The sequence below is a fragment of the Testudinibacter sp. P17/SS/0325 genome, from assembly GCF_053570765.1.
The window spans coordinates 1,158,895-1,177,511 of the sequence record NZ_CM131635.1; the positions used below are offsets into that span (position 1 = coordinate 1,158,895).

Annotated in this window: 16 protein-coding genes and 1 pseudogene; 16 read left to right on the forward strand and 1 reads right to left on the reverse strand. The window is 47.6% G+C overall.

Annotated features, from left to right (window positions below; translation table 11 throughout):
* Positions 1 to 321: 321 nt before the first annotated feature.
* Positions 322 to 780, reverse strand: coding sequence for a xanthine phosphoribosyltransferase (gene gpt / locus ACWA50_RS05550; protein WP_431050573.1), 459 nt, complete (start codon positions 778 to 780; stop codon positions 322 to 324).
* A 209-nt stretch (positions 781 to 989) separates the two neighbouring features.
* On the opposite strand from gpt, the gene ACWA50_RS05555 reads away from it, so the two are divergent.
* The 16 genes and pseudogenes from ACWA50_RS05555 (at position 990) to cas1c (ending at position 18,617) form a co-directional block, all read left to right on the forward strand.
* The gene (locus tag ACWA50_RS05555; RefSeq protein WP_431050575.1) at positions 990 to 2,444 is read left to right on the forward strand and encodes an aminoacyl-histidine dipeptidase; all 1,455 of its coding nucleotides are present in this window, start codon (positions 990 to 992) and stop codon (positions 2,442 to 2,444) included.
* A gap of 78 nt (positions 2,445 to 2,522) precedes the next feature.
* Positions 2,523 to 3,884, forward strand: a complete 1,362-nt coding sequence (locus tag ACWA50_RS05560; protein ID WP_431050577.1) for a sodium-dependent transporter — start codon at positions 2,523 to 2,525, stop codon at positions 3,882 to 3,884.
* An 86-nt stretch (positions 3,885 to 3,970) separates the two neighbouring features.
* Positions 3,971 to 4,762, forward strand: a complete 792-nt coding sequence (ubiE, locus tag ACWA50_RS05565; RefSeq protein WP_431050579.1) for a bifunctional demethylmenaquinone methyltransferase/2-methoxy-6-polyprenyl-1,4-benzoquinol methylase UbiE — start codon at positions 3,971 to 3,973, stop codon at positions 4,760 to 4,762.
* Between the two features lie 13 nt (positions 4,763 to 4,775).
* Positions 4,776 to 5,429 carry a ubiquinone biosynthesis accessory factor UbiJ gene (locus ACWA50_RS05570; protein WP_431050581.1) on the forward strand — a complete coding sequence of 218 codons (654 nt, stop codon included), beginning with the start codon at positions 4,776 to 4,778 and terminating at the stop codon, positions 5,427 to 5,429.
* On the forward strand, positions 5,429 to 7,066 hold the full coding sequence (ubiB, locus tag ACWA50_RS05575; protein ID WP_431050583.1) for a ubiquinone biosynthesis regulatory protein kinase UbiB: 1,638 nt from the start codon (positions 5,429 to 5,431) through the stop codon (positions 7,064 to 7,066). The genes ACWA50_RS05570 and ubiB overlap by 1 nt, the downstream gene beginning before the upstream one ends.
* 154 nt (positions 7,067 to 7,220) lie before the next feature.
* On the forward strand, positions 7,221 to 7,454 hold the full coding sequence (gene tatA / locus ACWA50_RS05580; RefSeq protein WP_431050585.1) for a twin-arginine translocase TatA/TatE family subunit: 234 nt from the start codon (positions 7,221 to 7,223) through the stop codon (positions 7,452 to 7,454).
* Between the two features lie 3 nt (positions 7,455 to 7,457).
* Positions 7,458 to 7,734 (forward strand): annotated as a pseudogene (gene tatB / locus ACWA50_RS05585) (Sec-independent protein translocase protein TatB); the annotation flags it as partial.
* A gap of 251 nt (positions 7,735 to 7,985) precedes the next feature.
* Positions 7,986 to 8,735 (forward strand): twin-arginine translocase subunit TatC, encoded by a 750-nt coding sequence (gene tatC / locus ACWA50_RS05590; RefSeq protein ID WP_431050587.1) that lies wholly within the window; start codon positions 7,986 to 7,988, stop codon positions 8,733 to 8,735.
* 65 nt (positions 8,736 to 8,800) lie between these two features.
* A complete protein-coding gene (gene hemB, locus ACWA50_RS05595) occupies positions 8,801 to 9,823 on the forward strand; it encodes a porphobilinogen synthase (RefSeq protein ID WP_431050589.1) in 1,023 nt (340 codons plus the stop codon).
* A gap of 249 nt (positions 9,824 to 10,072) precedes the next feature.
* A complete protein-coding gene (gene cas3, locus ACWA50_RS05600) occupies positions 10,073 to 12,547 on the forward strand; it encodes a CRISPR-associated helicase Cas3' (protein WP_449343121.1) in 2,475 nt (824 codons plus the stop codon).
* 7 nt (positions 12,548 to 12,554) lie between these two features.
* On the forward strand, positions 12,555 to 13,274 hold the full coding sequence (gene cas5c, locus ACWA50_RS05605) for a type I-C CRISPR-associated protein Cas5c (RefSeq protein ID WP_431050593.1): 720 nt from the start codon (positions 12,555 to 12,557) through the stop codon (positions 13,272 to 13,274).
* Positions 13,271 to 15,253 carry a type I-C CRISPR-associated protein Cas8c/Csd1 gene (cas8c, locus tag ACWA50_RS05610; protein WP_431050595.1) on the forward strand — a complete coding sequence of 661 codons (1,983 nt, stop codon included), beginning with the start codon at positions 13,271 to 13,273 and terminating at the stop codon, positions 15,251 to 15,253. The genes cas5c and cas8c overlap by 4 nt, the downstream gene beginning before the upstream one ends.
* 26 nt (positions 15,254 to 15,279) lie before the next feature.
* Entirely contained in the window at positions 15,280 to 16,122 is an 843-nt protein-coding gene (cas7c, locus tag ACWA50_RS05615) for a type I-C CRISPR-associated protein Cas7/Csd2 (protein WP_431050597.1), read from the forward strand.
* Positions 16,123 to 16,124: 2 nt separating this feature from the next.
* Entirely contained in the window at positions 16,125 to 16,742 is a 618-nt protein-coding gene (gene cas4 / locus ACWA50_RS05620; protein WP_431050599.1) for a CRISPR-associated protein Cas4, read from the forward strand.
* A gap of 16 nt (positions 16,743 to 16,758) precedes the next feature.
* Complete coding sequence (locus ACWA50_RS05625) at positions 16,759 to 17,571, forward strand: NYN domain-containing protein (protein ID WP_431050601.1); 813 nt, start codon at positions 16,759 to 16,761, stop codon at positions 17,569 to 17,571.
* Between the two features lie 20 nt (positions 17,572 to 17,591).
* Complete coding sequence (gene cas1c / locus ACWA50_RS05630; protein ID WP_431050603.1) at positions 17,592 to 18,617, forward strand: type I-C CRISPR-associated endonuclease Cas1c; 1,026 nt, start codon at positions 17,592 to 17,594, stop codon at positions 18,615 to 18,617.

The following is an 18,617-nucleotide window of genomic DNA, read 5'->3' on the forward strand; positions in this document are numbered from 1 at the left end:
ATGCTAAAAGCAGGGGCGGATTAGATATCCGCCCCAGATTGCTAACAAACTTACTTCTCTCCCTCCGCGTGCGGAGGGAGTACCGTTTTTGGTAAGAAAAATGGGGAGGGAGGGGGAATATGAAAATGCAACATATTCATTTTTAACATTCTTTATGTCTCCCTCCGTCCTTCGGACACTTCCCTCCGCATACGGAGGGAGGGAAATTATTAGAGAAAGAGGCGTTGTCATCAGCCTCTACTTTGTGTTTTATTAATCATCAAAGAGTAAAACACCCGATAACATTCGCTATCAGGCGTTTTTCAATTCAATATTCTGCCATTATTTTCTGGAAAGCGGCGGTACAAAGGTAATCCCCATATCCCACGGCTGTTCGATCCAAGTGGCTTGCGGAATATCCACCACATATTCATCGACTAGCGGTGCGCCGGACGGTTTGGCGAATACGGTGACGAAGTGGGCTTTCGGATACATTTGACGGATTGCGCGGGCGGTGTTGCCGGTGTCGACCAAATCGTCGATCACGATAAAGCCTTCGCCGTCGCCTTGTGCGGCGTGCAGCACTTTTAATTCGTTTTGCTGATCGTGATCGTAGCTGGCGATACACACGGTTTCTACGTGGCGTAAGCCCAATTCACGTGCGATCACCGCACTTGGAAACAAACCGCCGCGACTGACGGCAATAATGCCTTTCCAACGGGAAGCCGGCATTAAACGCTCAGCCAGTTTGCGGGCATGCATATGGAACATATCCCAAGTGACAATATATTTTTCGCTCATAATTGAACCCTTTTGTGTGATCTAGGAAAAATTGTTGGCTTTGTAGGCAAGCCTGATTTAAAAAATTGCGATAGGATAACCTGAAAAGGGATTTCATGCTATGATTAATCCCGATTTTTTGCGGATTTTAACGAGGTTTCTGTCGCGATGAACAGGATGGCGATAGAGACTCTCAATCGGCTATTTTGACTTTTTATAGAGGACTGATTATGCAATCAATTAAACAGCTGCAACCAACACTGTTATGGCAGTGGTTTCAACAAATTTGTGATATTCCGCATCCGTCTTACCAAGAACAGCAACTTGCCGAGCATATCGTGGCTTGGGCAAAACAGCAGCAATTATGGGTCGAACGCGATGCGGTCGGCAATATTCTGATTCGCAAACCCGCGACAGCCGGCATGGAAAACTGCCGAAAAGTGGCGTTGCAAGCGCACTTGGATATGGTGCCGCAGAAAAATGAAGGCACGGTGCATGATTTCAGCACTGATCCGATCAAAGCGTATATCGACGGCGAGTGGGTGACGGCGGAAAATACGACGCTCGGCGCCGATAACGGCATTGGTTTGGCTTCGGCATTGGCGGTGTTGGAAAGCCGGGACTTGGCGCACCCGGATTTAGAAGTGTTGCTGACCATGACCGAAGAGAGCGGCATGGTCGGTGCCAACGGTTTACAACCGAACTGGCTGCAAAGCGAGATTTTGATTAATACCGACACCGAAGAAAACGGGCAGATTTATATCGGTTGCGCCGGCGGGATTGATGCCGATCTGCGTTTGGATCTGGAGTGGCAAGCCAATACATTGCCAAATAGCGCGAAACTGGTATTGAAGGGTTTGAAAGGCGGGCATTCCGGCGCAGATATTCATACCGGACGCGGTAATGCGATTAAGTTATTGGCGCGGGTGTTGGCGCAATTACAAGCCCATGTCGATTTCCAATTGGCAGATATTAACGGCGGTTCGGTGCGTAATGCGATTCCGCGCGAGGCTTCGGCCCTGTTGGCGTTTGACGGCAGCGATGAACGCTTGCAAAGTGCGGTTGCCGATTTGCAGCAGGAATTACAAGCTGAGCTGGCATTAAGCGAACCGCACTTGAGTTTGCGTTTAGAGCAGGCAGAGGTTGCACCGCAGGTGTTAACCGAAGTGGCGACTGATCGCACAATCGATCTGTTAAACGCCTTGCCAAACGGTGTGATCCGCAATAGTGATGTGGTGAAAGGCGTGGTGGAAACTTCACTCAGTATCGGGGTGTTAAATGTGGCGCAACAGCAGCTGAAAATCACGATTTTGATTCGCTCGTTGATTGAAAGCGGCAAGCATGCAATCTGTTCCACTTTAGATTCAATTGTCAATCTTGCCGGCGCTGAAGTCGAGTTCAGTCATGATTACCCGGGTTGGGAGCCGAACCCGCAGTCGGCGATTTTACCGATCACGCAGCAGCATTACCGCCGAATCTTAGGCGAAGAGCCGCTGATTCAGGTGATCCATGCCGGCTTGGAATGCGGTTTGTTCAAAAAACATTATCCGCATGTGGATATGGTCTCAATCGGACCGACCATCCGTAACGCCCATTCACCGGATGAAAAAGTGCATATTCCGGCGGTGGCAACGTATTGGCAGCTGTTGACCGCACTTTTGGCGGATATTCCGCTTAAATCTTAATTTAATGAATGTAATTTTTAATATCTCTTGCTCACGGACGGGCAAGAGATATTTTTGTCTGTTTAAACCCGAGGAATTATGACAACAAATACAACAACAAAACGACAATCTTGGTCTAGCCAATTAACCTATGTGCTAACGGTGGCAGGGGCGACGGTTGGTTTCGGCGCTACTTGGCGCTTTCCTTATTTAGTCGGTGAGAACGGCGGCGGAGCCTATGTGCTGCTGTTTTGCATTGCGATGATCGTAATCGGTATTCCGATGATTTTGGTGGAGAATGTCATCGGCAGACGAATGCAAAAAAACTCGGTCGATTCGTTTGCCGGTGAAGCCAACGGTAAAAAAATCCACAAAGCGTGGAAAATCTTGGGCTATATGGGCTTGCTCGGTGCATTCGGGATCTTGGCGTATTATATGGTGCTCGGCGGTTGGGTGCTGACTTATATCGGCAGTTTGCTGTCCGGTGCGTTGGATCTCTCCGCGCCAGTGACGATTGAAACCACCTCGGCATTTTTCAGCGATCATATCCAAAACAGCCCCTTAACGATTTTGCTGTATACCGCACTTTTCGTATTAGTGAATTACATTATTCTTGCCAAAGGCATTATGGACGGGATCGAACGTTCGGTGACCTATTTAATGCCGATTTTATTTATTTTCCTGCTAGTCATGATTGTGCGTAATGTGACCTTGCCCGGGGCATGGGAAGGCATTTCCTTTTATTTGATTCCGGATTTTTCCAAAATCACCAGAGAGCTGTTTGTGTTTGTATTAGGGCAGGTGTTTTTTGCCTTGAGTTTGGGCTTCGGCGTGTTGATTACGTTATCTAGTTATTTGGATAAAAAAGAAAATCTGGTGAAAACCGCCACGATTACCGCAGTGATGAATACCTTAATCGCCTTGGCGGCCGGGTTTATGATTTTCCCGTCGTTGTTCACCTTTAACGTGCCGCCGAATTCCGGTCCGACCTTAGTGTTCCAAAGCCTACCGATTGTGTTTTCGCATATGTGGGCAGGCTCGGTATTCGCCACCATCTTTTTTAGTTTGCTGATTATTGCGGCATTAACCACTTCACTTACCATTTATGAAGTGCTGATCACTGTATTGCAGGAAAAGACCCGTTTAAGCCGTAAATCCGCAATCGCGCTGACTTTGGGCGGCATTTTTATTTTGGGCAATATTCCGTCGGTACTGGGGGACAACCAATGGCAAGAAGTCAAAATCATGGGGTTAAGTATTTTCGATACCTTTGATTATGTCAGCGGCAACGTGTTGTTTATCCTGACCGCACTTGGCAGTGCCATTTTTGTCGGTTTTGTGCTGAAAGACGAAGCGAAAAAAGAGTTGGGCGGCAGTAAGTTGTTGACCGGTATTTGGTTTAACTATGTGAAATATATTATTCCACTGATTATTTTGGTGATTTTTATCAATTCGCTTTAAGATAAAAACAGAAGTGCGGTTGTTGACCGCACTTTTATGATAAAGTAAGCAAAATTTCCACGATGTTAACCCTAAAAGATACGATCATGAGCGAACGAATTTCCCCTAATACCGAAGTGTCGGAGCAGCACGAGCCGGCGCAAACCACCCATTTCGGTTTTAAAACCGTTGCCAAAGCAGACAAGCAAAAATTGGTCGCCAATGTGTTTCATTCGGTGGCGGGCAAATATGATTTGATGAACGATTTATTGTCGTTCGGCGTACACCGGGTGTGGAAGCGTTTTACCATTGATTGCAGCGGCGTGCGCAAAGGGCAAAAAGTGCTGGATCTTGCCGGTGGCACAGGGGATTTCAGCGCCAAATTTTCACGCATTGTCGGCGCGGCGGGGCAAGTGGTGTTGGCGGATATTAACGACTCGATGTTACAAGTCGGACGCGAGAAATTGCGCAATTTGGGCGTGGTCGGCAACGTGGAATATGTGCAGGCGAATGCCGAAGCCTTGCCGTTTGCCGATAATACTTTCGACTGCATTATCATCAGTTTCGGTTTGCGCAATGTCACCGACAAAGAAAAAGCTTTGCGGTCGATGTACCGCGTGCTGAAACCGGGCGGCCGCTTACTGGTGTTGGAATTTTCCAAGCCGATCCTCGATCCGTTAAGCAAGCTATATCACTTCTACTCGTTTAACATTTTGCCGAAAGTCGGCGAAGTGGTGGTGAATGACGGCGAAAGTTACCGTTATTTGGCGGAATCGATCCGTATGCACCCTGATCAGAACGCGCTCAAACAGATGATGAGTGAAGCGGGGTTAGAAAACGTGGATTACTATAATCTCAGTGCCGGAATCGTCGCGTTACATCGTGGCTATAAGTTTTAGCGGAGGGGTGAGTATGTTGCCGAATTGGGAACAGCTTAAAACACAATTGATGTTGCCGCAATGGGCGAGTTCCGCGTTGGAAACCGCACTTTTGCATTTGCTCAAGCGCACGGAAAATGGCCAACCGCACTTACGTAAACTTAACGGTAAAATCTTGGCAATACAATTACGCCAACCGGAAATGAACTGCTATTTCGTGTTTTCGGCACAGCAAATTGATGTGTTGCACCAATATGAAGGCGAAGCCGATTGTACTGTGCAAACCTCGGCGAAAACGCTGTTAAAAATGCCGAAAAAGTCGGAATTAACCCGGTATATTAACGATAAATCCATTGTGCTGCATGGCGATTTGCAAGTGCTGCAAGATTTTCTCGGATTATTGGATGTTGTCGAAAAAGATCCGGCGGAATTGCTGGCGCCGTATGTGGGCGATGTGCTTGCGTACAATATGACACAATTGGCGAAACAAGGGCTGGCATTCTTCCAACGCAAACAACAAAACGCAAACCGACATTGGGGCGAGCGGCTGAGTGAGGAGTGGCGTTTGACCGCGCCGATGTTGGCAGTGGCTGATTTTCAACAACAAGTGAGTGATCTTTCACGGCAAAGTGATCGGCTTGAACAGAAGTTCCAACAACTGCTGGATAAACTAGGAATGGAAAAGTGATGAAATCGGTCTTGCGTTTCTACCGCATTATTCAAGTGATTTTGCAATACGGCTTGGATGAATCCTTACCGAAAAACGCGTTCACCCGCCCGATTCGTTGCGGCCGTAACTTGCTGTTTTGGTTGAAAAACCGCCATCAGGATAAAATTTTTGGTTTGCGCTTGCGTTTGGCATTGCAAGAATTGGGACCGGTTTGGATAAAATTGGGGCAAATGTTGTCTACCCGGCGTGATCTGTTTCCCGACAGTATTGCCGACGAATTGGCATTATTGCAGGATCAAGTCGAACCATTTTCGGGCAAGTTAGCGCGCCAACAGATTGAAACCGCACTTGGCGGTAAACTGGAAAAATGGTTCGTCGAGTTTGATGAAACCGCATTGGCTTCCGCCTCGATCGCACAGGTACACACCGCCCGTTTTAATTCCAATATGCCTTTTGCCGGACGTGAAGTGGTGCTGAAAGTGATTCGCCCGAATATCGAAAAGGACATTAAAGCGGATATTAGCCTGATGTATCGCTTGGCAGGTTGGATTCCGCGCCTATCGAGCGAAGGGCGGCGCTTGCGTCCGGTGGAAGTGGTGCGCGAATATGAAAAAACCATTCTTGATGAGTTGGATTTACGCCGTGAAATGGCAAATGCAATCCAATTACGGCGCAATTTTGAAAACAGCCCGCTGCTGTATGTGCCGGAAATGTATAGTGATTTCTGCTACAAAAATCTGATTGTGATGGAGCGGATTTACGGCATTCAAGTGTCGGATATCGCTGCGTTGGAAGCCAACGGCACCAATATGAAATTGCTGGCGGAGCGTGGCGTGCAGGTGTTTTTCACCCAAGTGTTCCGCGACAGTTTTTTCCATGCCGATATGCACCCGGGCAATATTTTTGTTAATCCCGAACATCCTGAAGATCCGCAATATATCGGCATTGACTGCGGCATTGTCGGTTCACTTAACCGTGAAGATAAACGCTATCTGGCGGAAAATTTTCTCGCCTTTTTCAATCGCGATTATCAACGGGTGGCGCAATTGCACGTCGACTCCGGTTGGGTGCCGGAAGATACCAATGTGCAAGAGTTCGAACAGGCGATTCGCACCGTTTGTGATCCGATCTTCGCCAAGCCGCTGAGTGAAATCTCCTTCGGGCATGTGTTGTTAAACCTGTTCAATACTGCGCGCCGCTTCAATATGGAAGTGCAGCCGCAGTTGGTGTTGTTGCAAAAAACCTTATTGTATATCGAAGGCTTGGGCAGGCAGATCTACCCGCAGCTGGATCTGTGGCAAACCGCCAAACCGTTTTTACAAAATTGGTTGGATGATCAGATCGGCTTCAAATCGGTTTATCGCGGGATTAAAGAGCGCTTGCCGTATTTCCGCGAACATTTTGCCGAAATGCCGGAAACGTTGTATCATGCGCTGCAACAGCAAAAAGAGATTGGTCGTCAGCTTGGCGAATTAAACCGCACTTTGTATAAAAACCAACGACATCAGCGCCGCCATTGGTACAGTGCGTTGGTTGGGAGTGTGATATTCGTCACAACACTTTTGCAATTTGAACATTTACCGCTATTTTTTAGTTCGTGCTTACTACTAAGTGCGGTTATAATCTGGCTTTACGGCTTGATAAAAAGGGATTAATGAAAATTTGATCCAAAATGAATTTGCAGATTGACGCTAAGCTATCAATAGTTTAAAGTTTTTCAAGTAGCATAACGCATTATTTTAACAATAGTATTTAAACAATCGGAATTTAGCCGTTTCGGCGCTATTTTTCATATCATGAGGTGATTTTATGGGTATCAGCGTTTGGCAACTTGCCATTATCGTATTAATCGTAGTCCTGTTATTCGGAACCAAAAAACTGAAGACATTAGGCTCGGATCTGGGTGAATCGGTGAAAGGCTTTAAAAAAGCCATTAAAGACGACGATGCCAAAGAGAAAGATGCCGAATTTCAGCAATCATTAGAAAATTCAGCTGAAAAAACAGCAGAAAAACAAACTGTCAAAGATAAAGAGCAGGCATAAATCGTGTTTGATATTGGTTTTTCCGAACTGGTTTTAATTTTTATCGTCGGGTTGGTGGTATTGGGGCCGCAGCGTTTGCCCGTGGCGATCAGAACGGTTGTCGGCTGGATTAGAACCATTCGCGGCATTGCCACCAATGTTCAGAATGAATTAAGCCAAGAACTGAAATTGCATGAATTGCAAGAAAGCATTAAAAAAGCGGAAAAATTGAATTTGGGCGATCTTTCACCGGAATTGGCTAAAAGTATTCAGGATTTGAAAGAATCCGCACAAAAAATGGAACGGGATGTGCAGGAGCAGCAAAGCAATCTGAATAGTCTGAATAAAGAGTTGCAAGACGGTGTTAAACGGATTGAAGACAGCTTGAGTGCCGATGAACAGGCGGAACTTGCCGAAGCGGGTGAAGCACAGCTTGATCCGCAACAGGCGGAAGCCGCACCGTTACAACTTGATCAGTCAGAAGCAACCGCCGAACCTACGGCACAACCCGACAAAGCGTCCGCTTAGTCAACGCGGTGAGGATAATGTAGTATGTCGTCAGTTGAAGACTCACAACCGTTAATCAGCCATTTAATTGAATTACGCAATCGTCTGTTAAAATCCATCGTTTGTATTTTAATCGTCTTTTGCGCGTTAGTGTTTTTTGCCAATGATATTTATCGGATTATCGCGTTACCGCTGATTGAACAGTTGCCGCAAGGCGCCAGCATGATCTCCACCGGCGTGGTGGCGCCGTTTTTCACGCCGTTAAAATTGACCGGCGTGGTGGCGATTTTCCTTTCCGTGCCGTACCTGTTATATCAAGCTTGGGCGTTTGTCGCCCCTGCGCTGTACAAACATGAAAAACGCTTGGTTTATCCGTTGTTGGTTTCCAGCACCTTACTGTTTTATGTCGGCGTTGCCTTCGCTTATTATGTGGTGTTCCCGCTGGTGTTTGGTTTTTTAACCAAAACCGCACCGGAAGGAGTGCAAATCGCCACCGATATCAGCAGCTATCTGGATTTTGTGCTTACCATTTTCTTGGCATTCGGCATTTGCTTCGAAGTGCCGATTGCGATTATTTTACTTTGTTGGAGCGGCGTGACGACAGCGGACGATCTGCGTAAAAAACGCCCTTATATTATCGTCGCGGCATTCGTGGCTGGGATGTTTTTAACCCCGCCGGATGTGTTTTCACAAACATTGCTGGCAATTCCGATGTGGTTACTGTTTGAAGTCGGTTTGGTGTTCTCCCGTTTTTATAAACCGCGGGAAGAAGATGAAGCCGCCGCAGACTCTTAATCAGATAAAGATTCCGAATTAAAGACGCCGTTGGCGTCTTATTGCGTTAAAGAGAGGACAAGATTATGACTCAACAAATTTTTGCTCGTTTCCCGGCTAACCGTATGCGCCGTTTGCGCCGCCATGATTTCAGCCGTCGGCTAGTCGCGGAAAATAGGCTGACTGCCGATGATTTGATTTATCCGGTGTTTATCATGCAGGGCGAAAATCAGCGCGAAGCGGTGCCGTCAATGCCGGGCGTGGAGCGTTTAACCTTGGATCAATTGCTGATCGAAGCCGGGTTATTGGTGAAATACGGTGTACCGGTGATCGCCCTGTTTCCGGTGATTGAACAGGGTAAAAAATCGTTGTTGGCAGAAGAAGCCTATAACCCGAACGGCTTGGTGCAAAGTGCGGTTAGCGCCTTGAAAGCCGCTTATCCTGAACTGGGTGTGCTGACTGATGTCGCGCTCGATCCTTACACTACACACGGACAAGACGGCATTATCGACGAGCAAGGTTATGTGCTCAACGATACCACCAGCGAGATTTTAGTCAAACAAGCCTTGTCGCACGCTGCTGCCGGTGCGGACATTGTCGCCCCAAGCGATATGATGGACGGGCGGATCGGCGCAATCCGCACCGCACTTGAACAAAACGGCTTTGTAAACACCCAGATTATGGCGTATTCCGCCAAATATGCCTCCGGTTTCTACGGACCATTCCGCGACGCGGTCGGCTCCAGTAGCAACTTGAAAGGCGGCAATAAGAAAACCTACCAACTTGATCCGGCAAACAGCAACGAGGGCTTGCAAGAAGTGGCGTTAGACCTGCAAGAGGGGGCGGATATGGTGATGGTCAAACCGGGCATGCCGTATTTGGATTTGGTTTACCGCGTGAAACACCACTTCGGCGTCCCGACTTTCGCCTACCAAGTTTCCGGCGAATACGCTATGCTCCAAGCCGCAATCCAAAACGGCTGGCTGGCGGAAAAACCGGCGATTATGGAAGCCTTACTCTGCTTCAAACGCGCCGGCGCAGACGGTATTTTGACCTATTATGCCAAACAAGTGGCGCAATGGTTGTATGAGGAAGTCCAACCGAAATAGTGTGATATAGCAAGCAATTATAGAAAATACTCATAGACATCGGATATATCGGAGTGTAAATTCAGAATAACTTTTGCGAATGGTAGACTTATTCATGAAAAATAAGCGATTTTCTCAATACTATGCCCACTCGGCTGAAAACCAGCCCTGCAAAGTCATGTCCAGAATATGGATAAATGGCGGCGGGGCTTTTTTATAGTACAAGGTTCTCTGTTAGTTTTGGGGCGAAATAATCATGAGGAGAAAACTTTGAAAACACAATACATTGCCCATGTCCGTAAATCAGACAGCACCAAGCAATCGGTGGAAACCCATCTGTTTGAAACTGCGGCGATTGCCAAAATGCTGGCTGCGAAGCTGGGGCTGGATTTGGCAGGAGAATTGTTGGGACTGATGCATGACTTCGGTAAATATTCTCTGAAATTTCAAAAGTATATTCATGATGTAACAGGGCTAGTCAATCCCGATTTAGACGATGAGGAAAGCACACCAAACGGCAGCAAGGTTGATCACTCCACGGCAGGGGCGCAGTGGGTTTATCGCGAATTGAAAAAATTTGGTACACAAGGTCAGGGAGAGTTGTGCGGGCAGCTATTGGGGCTGTGCATCGCTTCGCATCATGGCGCGGGTTTGATTGATTGCCTGGATGCCGAAGGTAACGTGGTTTGGCAAAAGCGGTTTGATAAAGATGACGCTTTAACCCATTTGAGCGAATGCGAGCAAAATGCGGATTCTGCGGTCATGCAGCAGGCGCAAACCTTGGCGGACACAGCCTTGCTCAAACAGATAGTGACACCGCTAAAAGACCTGCTGCGCTTACCTGAAGCCAGCGACAAGGTGAAAGAATTCTATCTGGGCTGTTTCACCCGTTTTTTGTTTAGCTGTCTGATTGATGCCGACCGTATCAATAGTGCCGATTTTGAAGATGACAACCGTAAAATCTTACGAAGTTTGCAAAAGCAAACCGATTGGCAACCAGCGATTGATAAATTAGAAACTCACCTTGCAGCATTCAAGCCCCGTTATCCGATTGATGAAATCCGTCAACGAATTTCCAATGCTTGCCTGGATAGGGCAAATGACCCGCAAGGTATTTACACGCTGACCGTGCCAACCGGCGGCGGTAAAACCTTGGCAAGTCTCCGCCATGCTTTGCATCACGCGCAAAAGCACCAATTAGACCGCATTATCTATATTATCCCTTACACCTCCATCATCGATCAAAACGCCCAAACTGTCCGTGAAATCTTGGGCGATGATTGGGTGCTGGAACACCATTCCAATCTCGATCCTGAAAAGCAAAGCTGGCAAAACAAACTGCTTGCTGAAAATTGGGACAAGCCGATTGTGTTCACCACCATGGTGCAATTTTTGGACGCTTGGTTTGGTGGCGGCACACGAGGTGCGCGGCATATCCACCCGATGACTCGAAGCGTGCTGATTTTTGATGAAATCCAGACTTTACCGGTGAAATGCGTACATATGTTTTGCAACACGCTCAACTGGCTAACCCGATTCGGCAAAAGCAGTGCTATCTTGTGTACTGCCACTCAACCTTTATTGGCCGAATCCGGCTTGGATAAATTTCCGGAAGAAGACCGAAACAAGGTGCTGGTAAACGGTTTGTTAAAGCTGGCGGACAATGCGGAAATCATGGGGGAACACGATGATATCGCCCGACTGTTTGCTGATTTATCGCGCGTGGAGGTTTGTCTGAATGAAAAAGCGGGCGGCTGGTCAGTGGATGATGCGGGGGCATTTTTACTGGGACAGTTTCAGACGGCTTCAAGCTGCCTGTTTATCGTCAATACCAAAAAATGGGCGGCCGAGCTTTATCAATATTGCCAACGGCATAATGTGCCGTCTGAAGCCTTGTTTCATCTGAGTACCAACCAATGCGCCACGCACCGCAAGGATTTGTTTGAAAAAATGAAGCAACGCCTGCAAGCCAAATTGCCCGTGCTGTGTGTCAGCACCCAGCTCATTGAGGCCGGCGTGGACATATCAATGGCGTGCGTGATTCGCGCTTTGGGCGGATTAGACAGCATCGCCCAAGCAGCGGGACGTTGTAATCGGCATGGTGAAGCAGAGGGAAAAGGCAAGGTTTGGGTGCTGAATCTGCAAGAGCCGAATAATCTCAAAGATCTGCTGCCTGATATTGAGAAGGGGCAGCAGCAGGCAGGACGGGTGTTTCGAGATTTTACAGGGCAGGATATTTTGCAGCCCGGTGCGATGGAACGTTATTTTCAATATTATTTTTACCAACGCAGCGGCGAAATGGTGTACCCGCTTAAAAACAGCACTTCAGGTAGCCTGTTGGATTGGCTGGGCGACAACGGTCACAACGTTTATGCCGCCAAAAACGACAAACGCAAACAAAACAAACAGTATCCCTTGCTGATGCAGTCGTTCAAAAGTGCGGGGCGGGCATTCCAAGCAATTGATGCGCCCACTCGGGCGGTGATTGTGCCTTATGGTGAGGGCAAGGAGCTGATTGCCCAATTGTGCGGCGAGTATGCACCCAAGCGGTTTTATCATTTATTGTCAAAAGCCCAAAGATTCAGTGTGAATGTGTTTCCCAATATTTGGGAGAAGTTAATCAAAGAAGAGGCGATTTATCCAATTGCGGATACGGGTATTTACTATTTGAAAGAGCGGTATTACAGTCAAGAATACGGCTTGGCGGTTGACGAAGTCGCACCGATGGAATTTTTGAGTGCATAGGAGAATTATGAAAAATAAAATCAGTTTTCGCGTATGGGGGCGGCAGGCTTTGTTTACCGACCCGGTGACCAAAATCGGCGGGGAAAAATTCAGCTACCAAGTGCCGACTTATGAAGCGATAAAAGGCATCGTCCGGAGCGTATATTGGAAACCGACATTGATCTGGCATATCGACCGCATTCGGGTGATGAAGCCGATTCAAACCCAGAGCAAATCCACCAAGCCGCTGAATTGGGACGGCGGCAATACCTTGGCGATTTATACCTTTTTGCAGGATGTGGAATATCAGGTAGAAGCCCATTTTGAATGGAATATGCACCAGCCGAATTTGGTTGAAGACCGCATTCCCGCCAAACATCTCGCTATTGCCGAACGGATGATCAATCGCGGTGGCAGACAGGATATTTTCTTGGGAACGCGGGATTGCCAAGGCTATGTCGAGCCGTGCGAATTTGGCGAAGGTAAAGGATTTTACGATGAAGTGCCGAATTTGGATTTCGGCTTGATGTTCCACAGCTTCGGCTATCCGGAAGAAACGGGAAATCATGAGCTGATCAGTCGGTTTTGGCGGGCGAATATGCAAAACGGCGTGATTGAATTTCCGCGCGTGGATGATACAGGCCGTCTGAAAACCCGTTTTATCCGCAAAATGCAGCCTGAAAAATCCTTTGGTCGTGGTGAAAACCTTAAGGCGGTGGAAGATGAAGCGAAGGAGCTGGGTTTATGAGCTGGATGCAGAAACTTTATCGGACGTATGATGTGATTTCGGCAAAAATGGATAGTGCAGATAATCCGCTTACGCCAGTTGCCCACACCTTGCAAACTGCCCATATTGAAATTGTAGTGGATGGCGAGGGGAGTTTTCAGACGGCCAGGGTTATGCCGCCAAAGACGACTGTTTTGCTTCCGGTAACTGAATCTTCGGAAAACAGAACCAGTGGTGAAGCGCCGCATCCCTTTGCCGATAAAATCCAATATGTTGCCAAAGATTATGCGGATTTCGGTGGTGATAAAAAGGCCTATTTCGATGGTTATTTGCAGCAATTGCAAGCATGGTGTGATTCACCGTATGCCCATTCGAAAGTGCGGTCTGTTTTGCATTATGTTGCCAAAGGTCAGGTCATGGCTGACTTGATTCGAGCGGGTGTGTTTCAACTGGATTCAGACGGCCATGTATTAAATTCTTGGCAGGGTGAGGATGCTCCCCCCATTTTTGCAACCTTGCCCAAAAATCAAGATTATGGTTCCGCTTTGGTGTGTTGGCGGGTTGAGCTTGCTGGAGATGTACAAAGTGAAACGTGGACAGACAAAGCCATTCAGCAGTCATGGATTGATTATCTTGCGGCGAGTGAAGCAACTAAGGGATTTTGTCTGATACAAGGTGAAGAGGCGGTCATATCAACCATGCATCCTGCCAAGCTGCGTCATACCGGTGATAAGGCAAAGTTGATTTCATCCAATGATAAAGGCGGCTATACCTTCCGTGGCCGATTTGAAACGGCTGAAGAAGCTGCAAGCATCGCATCGGAAGTATCGGCCAAAGCCCATAGTGCCTTGCGCTGGCTAATCGGAAACCAAGGAATCCGCAATGGCGAACAAGTCACCGTCGCTTGGGCAATCAGCGGCGAAACCGTACCGTCTCCCTTGCAAGACAATTACGACTATCTTGATGCTGACGATGATGATTTAGCAATTGTAGAAGCAGGCGATGAAAGCAATAGGCCGTCTGAAAGCATCAACCAGCGAGATTGGTCGGCCAATATCGGTAAAACAGCAGCCGAGTTGATTAAAAAGAAACTGCACGGTCTGCAAGCCCAATTAAGCGAACACGAACAGATTTCTTTATTAATGCTGGATTCCGCCACCCCCGGTCGCATGGCACTAACCTATTATCAGGAATTTTTACCTGAAAATTATTTTGCCAATTTGGATGCTTGGGTCGATGATTTCTCTTGGTATCAACGCTATTCGCGTGAAACGCAAGACGGCAAAAAGAAAAGCAAACAAACCATTTGGCCGATGATTCCGCCTGCGCCTTATGCGATTTATGAAGCAATTTACGGCAAAGTATCGGATAAAGACGGCAAGCTCAAAAAGCAACTTTACGCCCGTTTGTTGCCCGTCATCGCCGGCGGACGAAATGTGCCGATACCCAAGGATTTGGTGCAACAGAGCTTTCAGACGGCCTGTACTCCCAATGGTTATGAGCATTGGGAATGGGAACGCAATATCGGTGTAGCCTGTAGCTTATATCGGGGCTATCTCGCCCGTCATCACGATTCATCACAACGGAGAAACTACTCTATGGCTTTAGATAAAGAAAATACATCACGCGATTATTTATACGGCAGGCTGTTGGCGATTGCCGAAAATATCGAATCTTACGCCTTGTATCTGGCAGAAGAAAAGCGTGCAACCACCGCCGAGCGTTATATGCAGCGCTTTGCAGAACATCCGTTTGCTACTTGGCGAAATATCGAGTTGGCGCTCGCCCCTTACCAAGACCGCTTGCGCAGCCGTCAAAAAGATACCGGCAAACAAGCCATCGGCGAAATCATGGATTTGTTCAAGCCCGAAGATTTTGTGTCCGACAGCAAATTAAGCGGCGAATTTCTGCTTGGCTATCATTGCCAAAAAATGGAGATCAAGCGTGACATTGAAAAAGCCATCGAAGCCAAGCAAAAGAAAACCGAAGCAAGCGAATAAATAACCAACATTCAAAGGAAAACCCAATGAGCTTAACTAAAAAAATCGACTTCGCCCTGATTATCGGCGTACAAAATGCCAATCCCAACGGCGACCCCTTAAACGGCAACCGCCCGCGTGTGGATTTTTCAGGTATCGGCGAAATGACCGACGTGTGCCTGAAACGAAAAATCCGCGACCGTTTGCAAGATAGTGGGGAAGCTATTTTCGTGCAATCGGATGAAAAGAAAACCGATGGCATGACCAGCCTCGCCAATCGTGCCAAGGACAAAGACATTGGCTTAGGGGCAGATGCCTTTAATCCGAAAAAAGCCAACAAAGACGAAACCGCCAAAAAAGCCTGTGAAAAATGGCTGGACGTGCGCAGCTTCGGGCAAGTGTTCGCCTTTGGTAAAAGTGATGATGCTTCGGGTGTCTCCATCGCCGTGCGTGGTCCGGTTACTATTCAATCGGCTTTCAGCATTGAGCCGGTCATCGTTACCAGCACCCAGATTACCAAAAGCGTGAGCGGCGAAGGTGATGGCAGCAAACGCGGCTCCGACACTATGGGCATGAAACACCGTATCGACAAAGGCATTTATGTTGCCTATGGCGCAATGTCGCCGCAATTGGCGGAGCGCACCGGCTTCAGCGATACCGATGCCGAAAAAATCAAAGCCGTGCTGAGCAAATTGTTTGAAGGCGATGCCTCTTCCGCCCGTCCCGAAGGCAGTATGCAGGTATTGAAGCTGATTTGGTGGGAGCACAACTGCAAATCCGGTCAATATTCATCCGCCAAAGTACACGGCAGCCTGAGCGTGAATGCCGACGGCAGCTATGTGCTGAATAATTTGAAAGGATTAGAACCCAAAGAGATTAACGGCTTCTAACCATGCGCCCAATCCCCCTCTCCGCCCTGCAACACTATGCCTTTTGTCCGCGCCAATGTGCGTTGATACACAACGAGCAAGCGTGGGCGGAGAATTTTCTTACCGCACAGGGTAGGGCGTTGCATGAGCGGGTGGATTCGGGCGAACCCGAAACACGCAAAGGCATTCGCTTTGAACGTAGCGTGCACGTATCGGCTGAAAATTTGGGCTTGAGCGGTATTCTCGATATGGTCGAACACGAGCTGGCAACAGGTCGTCTGAAACCGGTGGAATACAAACGCGGCAAGCCCAAATCTGAGCATTGGGACGAAATCCAGCTTTGCGCGCAGGCTTTGTGTTTGGAAGAAATGACCGGCAAAACGGTGGAGGAGGGCGCGTTGTGGTATCAGCAAACCCGCCATCGCGAACCGGTCTTGTTTTCAGACGGCCTCAGGCAAGAAACATTGGCGGTGATTGCCAAAGTGCGGTCGCTGCTGGAAAGTGGTGCAACCCCGCAGCCTGTGTATGGCAAACATTGCAAAGCGTGTTCGTTGTTGGAGCTGTGCCAGCCTTCTTTGTTGAAAAAGGATAGGTCGGGGGAGTATGTGGCGGGGTTGTTTGATTACGGTAAAAATGATTAATAATTTAAGGGTGAAAATGTCTAAGTACAAAACCAGTTTTAATGTAGTGGAAGAAAAGTCAGCCTATCTTGCTGTTTTGATTGATAAAGATAATGCTTCGGCAAATAGCATTAAAGCAATATTAGAAGAGGTAACCAAATTTGGCGAAGCCACGGTTAAACGGATTTATGGGAACTTTGTAGCTGATAATGGAAAGTGGAAGCAAGTTATTAATGAATTTGCGATTAAACCAATGCAGCAATTTGCATATACTACAGGCAAGAATGCAACTGATGGTCTTATGATTATTGATGCGATGGATTTACTCTATAAAGAGCGGTTTGACGGATTTTGTATTGTATCTAGCGATAGTGATTTTACTGCATTGGCAATCCGCTTAAAGGAGGAGGGGGTAACCGTTTATGGGTTTGGCAAAAAGCAAACGCCCGAAGCTTTTCGCAATGCGTGTAGTCAATTTATCTATGTGGAAAATTTATTGCCGCCTACTATTGATAAAGAAAAAGAAGAATTGGCAATAGAAAGTAAACCATCTCAAGCCATAGCAGTTACTGATACCGCTAAAGCCAAAATAAGCAGTAGCCATGTTCACCATACTGCTCTACCAATGGATATTATTCAAAAAATATTTGAACAATCTGATAGTGAATGGGTTACGGCTGCTTCTTTTGGCTCGACTTGGAAGCTCTTGCAGACTGATTTTGATCCGCGAAATTTTGGTTGTAAAAAATTGACCGATTTAATAAAAAAGCATCCTGATATTTTTGAATATGAAATGCGTCAAAATGCGGAAGGAATGCAGGAGCATATGTACGTCAGATTAAAAAATTAATTGAGAAATTAAAAATAATCATGCGCAAACTCCAAAACACCCTCTACATCACCACCCAAGGTACTTACTTGCATAAAGAGCGGGAAACCTTGCTGATTGAAAAAACCGTTGAAGGCGAGCGGCAGAAGTTGTTGCAATTGCCTGTGCATTCGATTGCGCATATTTTCTGTTTCGGTAATGTGTTGGTGTCGCCGTTTTTGATGGGGTTTTGCGGGGAAAATAATGTCAATTTGGCGTTTTTTACCGAAAACGGGCGTTATCTCGGGCGTTTGCAGGGGCGGCAGAGCGGCAATGTGTTGTTGCGGCGGGCGCAGTACAAGGTGTCGGAACATAATCCTGTACCAATTGCGCGTAATATCATTGCGGCGAAAATCCAGTCGTTGAAGCGGGTGTTGCAGCGCAGGCAGCGTAATCATGGCGAACACGATGAGATTCAGACGGCCATTCGTGCCTTGAATTTCAGTTTGGCGCAATTACAACGGGCGGATAATCTGGAGCAGATTCGCGGCATTGAGGGCGATGCGGCTTCGCGCTATTTCGGCGTGTTTCAGCATTTGCTGACGCAAAAGTGCGGTTTTGTGTTTAACGGCCGCAACCGCCGCCCGCCGCGCGATCCGGTCAATGCCTTGCTGTCTTTTCTGTACAGTGTATTGGGCAAGGATATTAGCGGCGCGCTGCAAAGCGTGGGGCTGGATCCGCAAGTGGGCTTTTTGCACGCTGATCGGCCTGGGCGCGACAGTTTGGCGCAAGATATTTTGGAAGAATTCCGCGCTTGGTGGGTGGACAGAATGGTGTTGAGCCTGATTAACCGCGGTCAAATCCGCCTACAGGATTTTGAGACGGAAGCCAGCGGGGCGGTGAATATCAAGGTGGATGCGCGCAAGCTGTTGTTTCAAAGCCTGCAAGCCAAAAAGCAGGAAAAAATCATTCATCCGTATTTGCAGGAAGAGGTGGAAATCGGCTTGCTGCCCTATATTCAGGCCATGCTGCTGGCACGCCATCTGCGCGGCGATTTGGCCGAATATCCGCCGTTTTTGATGAGGTAG

Coding starts and splice junctions, on each gene's coding strand:
- gpt (WP_431050573.1), bottom strand. CDS start 780: ATGAGCGAAAAATATATTGTCACTTGGGATATGTTCCATATGCATGCC.
- ACWA50_RS05555 (WP_431050575.1), top strand. CDS start 990: ATGCAATCAATTAAACAGCTGCAACCAACACTGTTATGGCAGTGGTTT.
- ACWA50_RS05560 (WP_431050577.1), top strand. CDS start 2,523: ATGACAACAAATACAACAACAAAACGACAATCTTGGTCTAGCCAATTA.
- ubiE (WP_431050579.1), top strand. CDS start 3,971: ATGAGCGAACGAATTTCCCCTAATACCGAAGTGTCGGAGCAGCACGAG.
- ACWA50_RS05570 (WP_431050581.1), top strand. CDS start 4,776: ATGTTGCCGAATTGGGAACAGCTTAAAACACAATTGATGTTGCCGCAA.
- ubiB (WP_431050583.1), top strand. CDS start 5,429: ATGAAATCGGTCTTGCGTTTCTACCGCATTATTCAAGTGATTTTGCAA.
- tatA (WP_431050585.1), top strand. CDS start 7,221: ATGGGTATCAGCGTTTGGCAACTTGCCATTATCGTATTAATCGTAGTC.
- tatC (WP_431050587.1), top strand. CDS start 7,986: ATGTCGTCAGTTGAAGACTCACAACCGTTAATCAGCCATTTAATTGAA.
- hemB (WP_431050589.1), top strand. CDS start 8,801: ATGACTCAACAAATTTTTGCTCGTTTCCCGGCTAACCGTATGCGCCGT.
- cas5c (WP_431050593.1), top strand. CDS start 12,555: ATGAAAAATAAAATCAGTTTTCGCGTATGGGGGCGGCAGGCTTTGTTT.
- cas8c (WP_431050595.1), top strand. CDS start 13,271: ATGAGCTGGATGCAGAAACTTTATCGGACGTATGATGTGATTTCGGCA.
- cas7c (WP_431050597.1), top strand. CDS start 15,280: ATGAGCTTAACTAAAAAAATCGACTTCGCCCTGATTATCGGCGTACAA.
- cas4 (WP_431050599.1), top strand. CDS start 16,125: ATGCGCCCAATCCCCCTCTCCGCCCTGCAACACTATGCCTTTTGTCCG.
- ACWA50_RS05625 (WP_431050601.1), top strand. CDS start 16,759: ATGTCTAAGTACAAAACCAGTTTTAATGTAGTGGAAGAAAAGTCAGCC.
- cas1c (WP_431050603.1), top strand. CDS start 17,592: ATGCGCAAACTCCAAAACACCCTCTACATCACCACCCAAGGTACTTAC.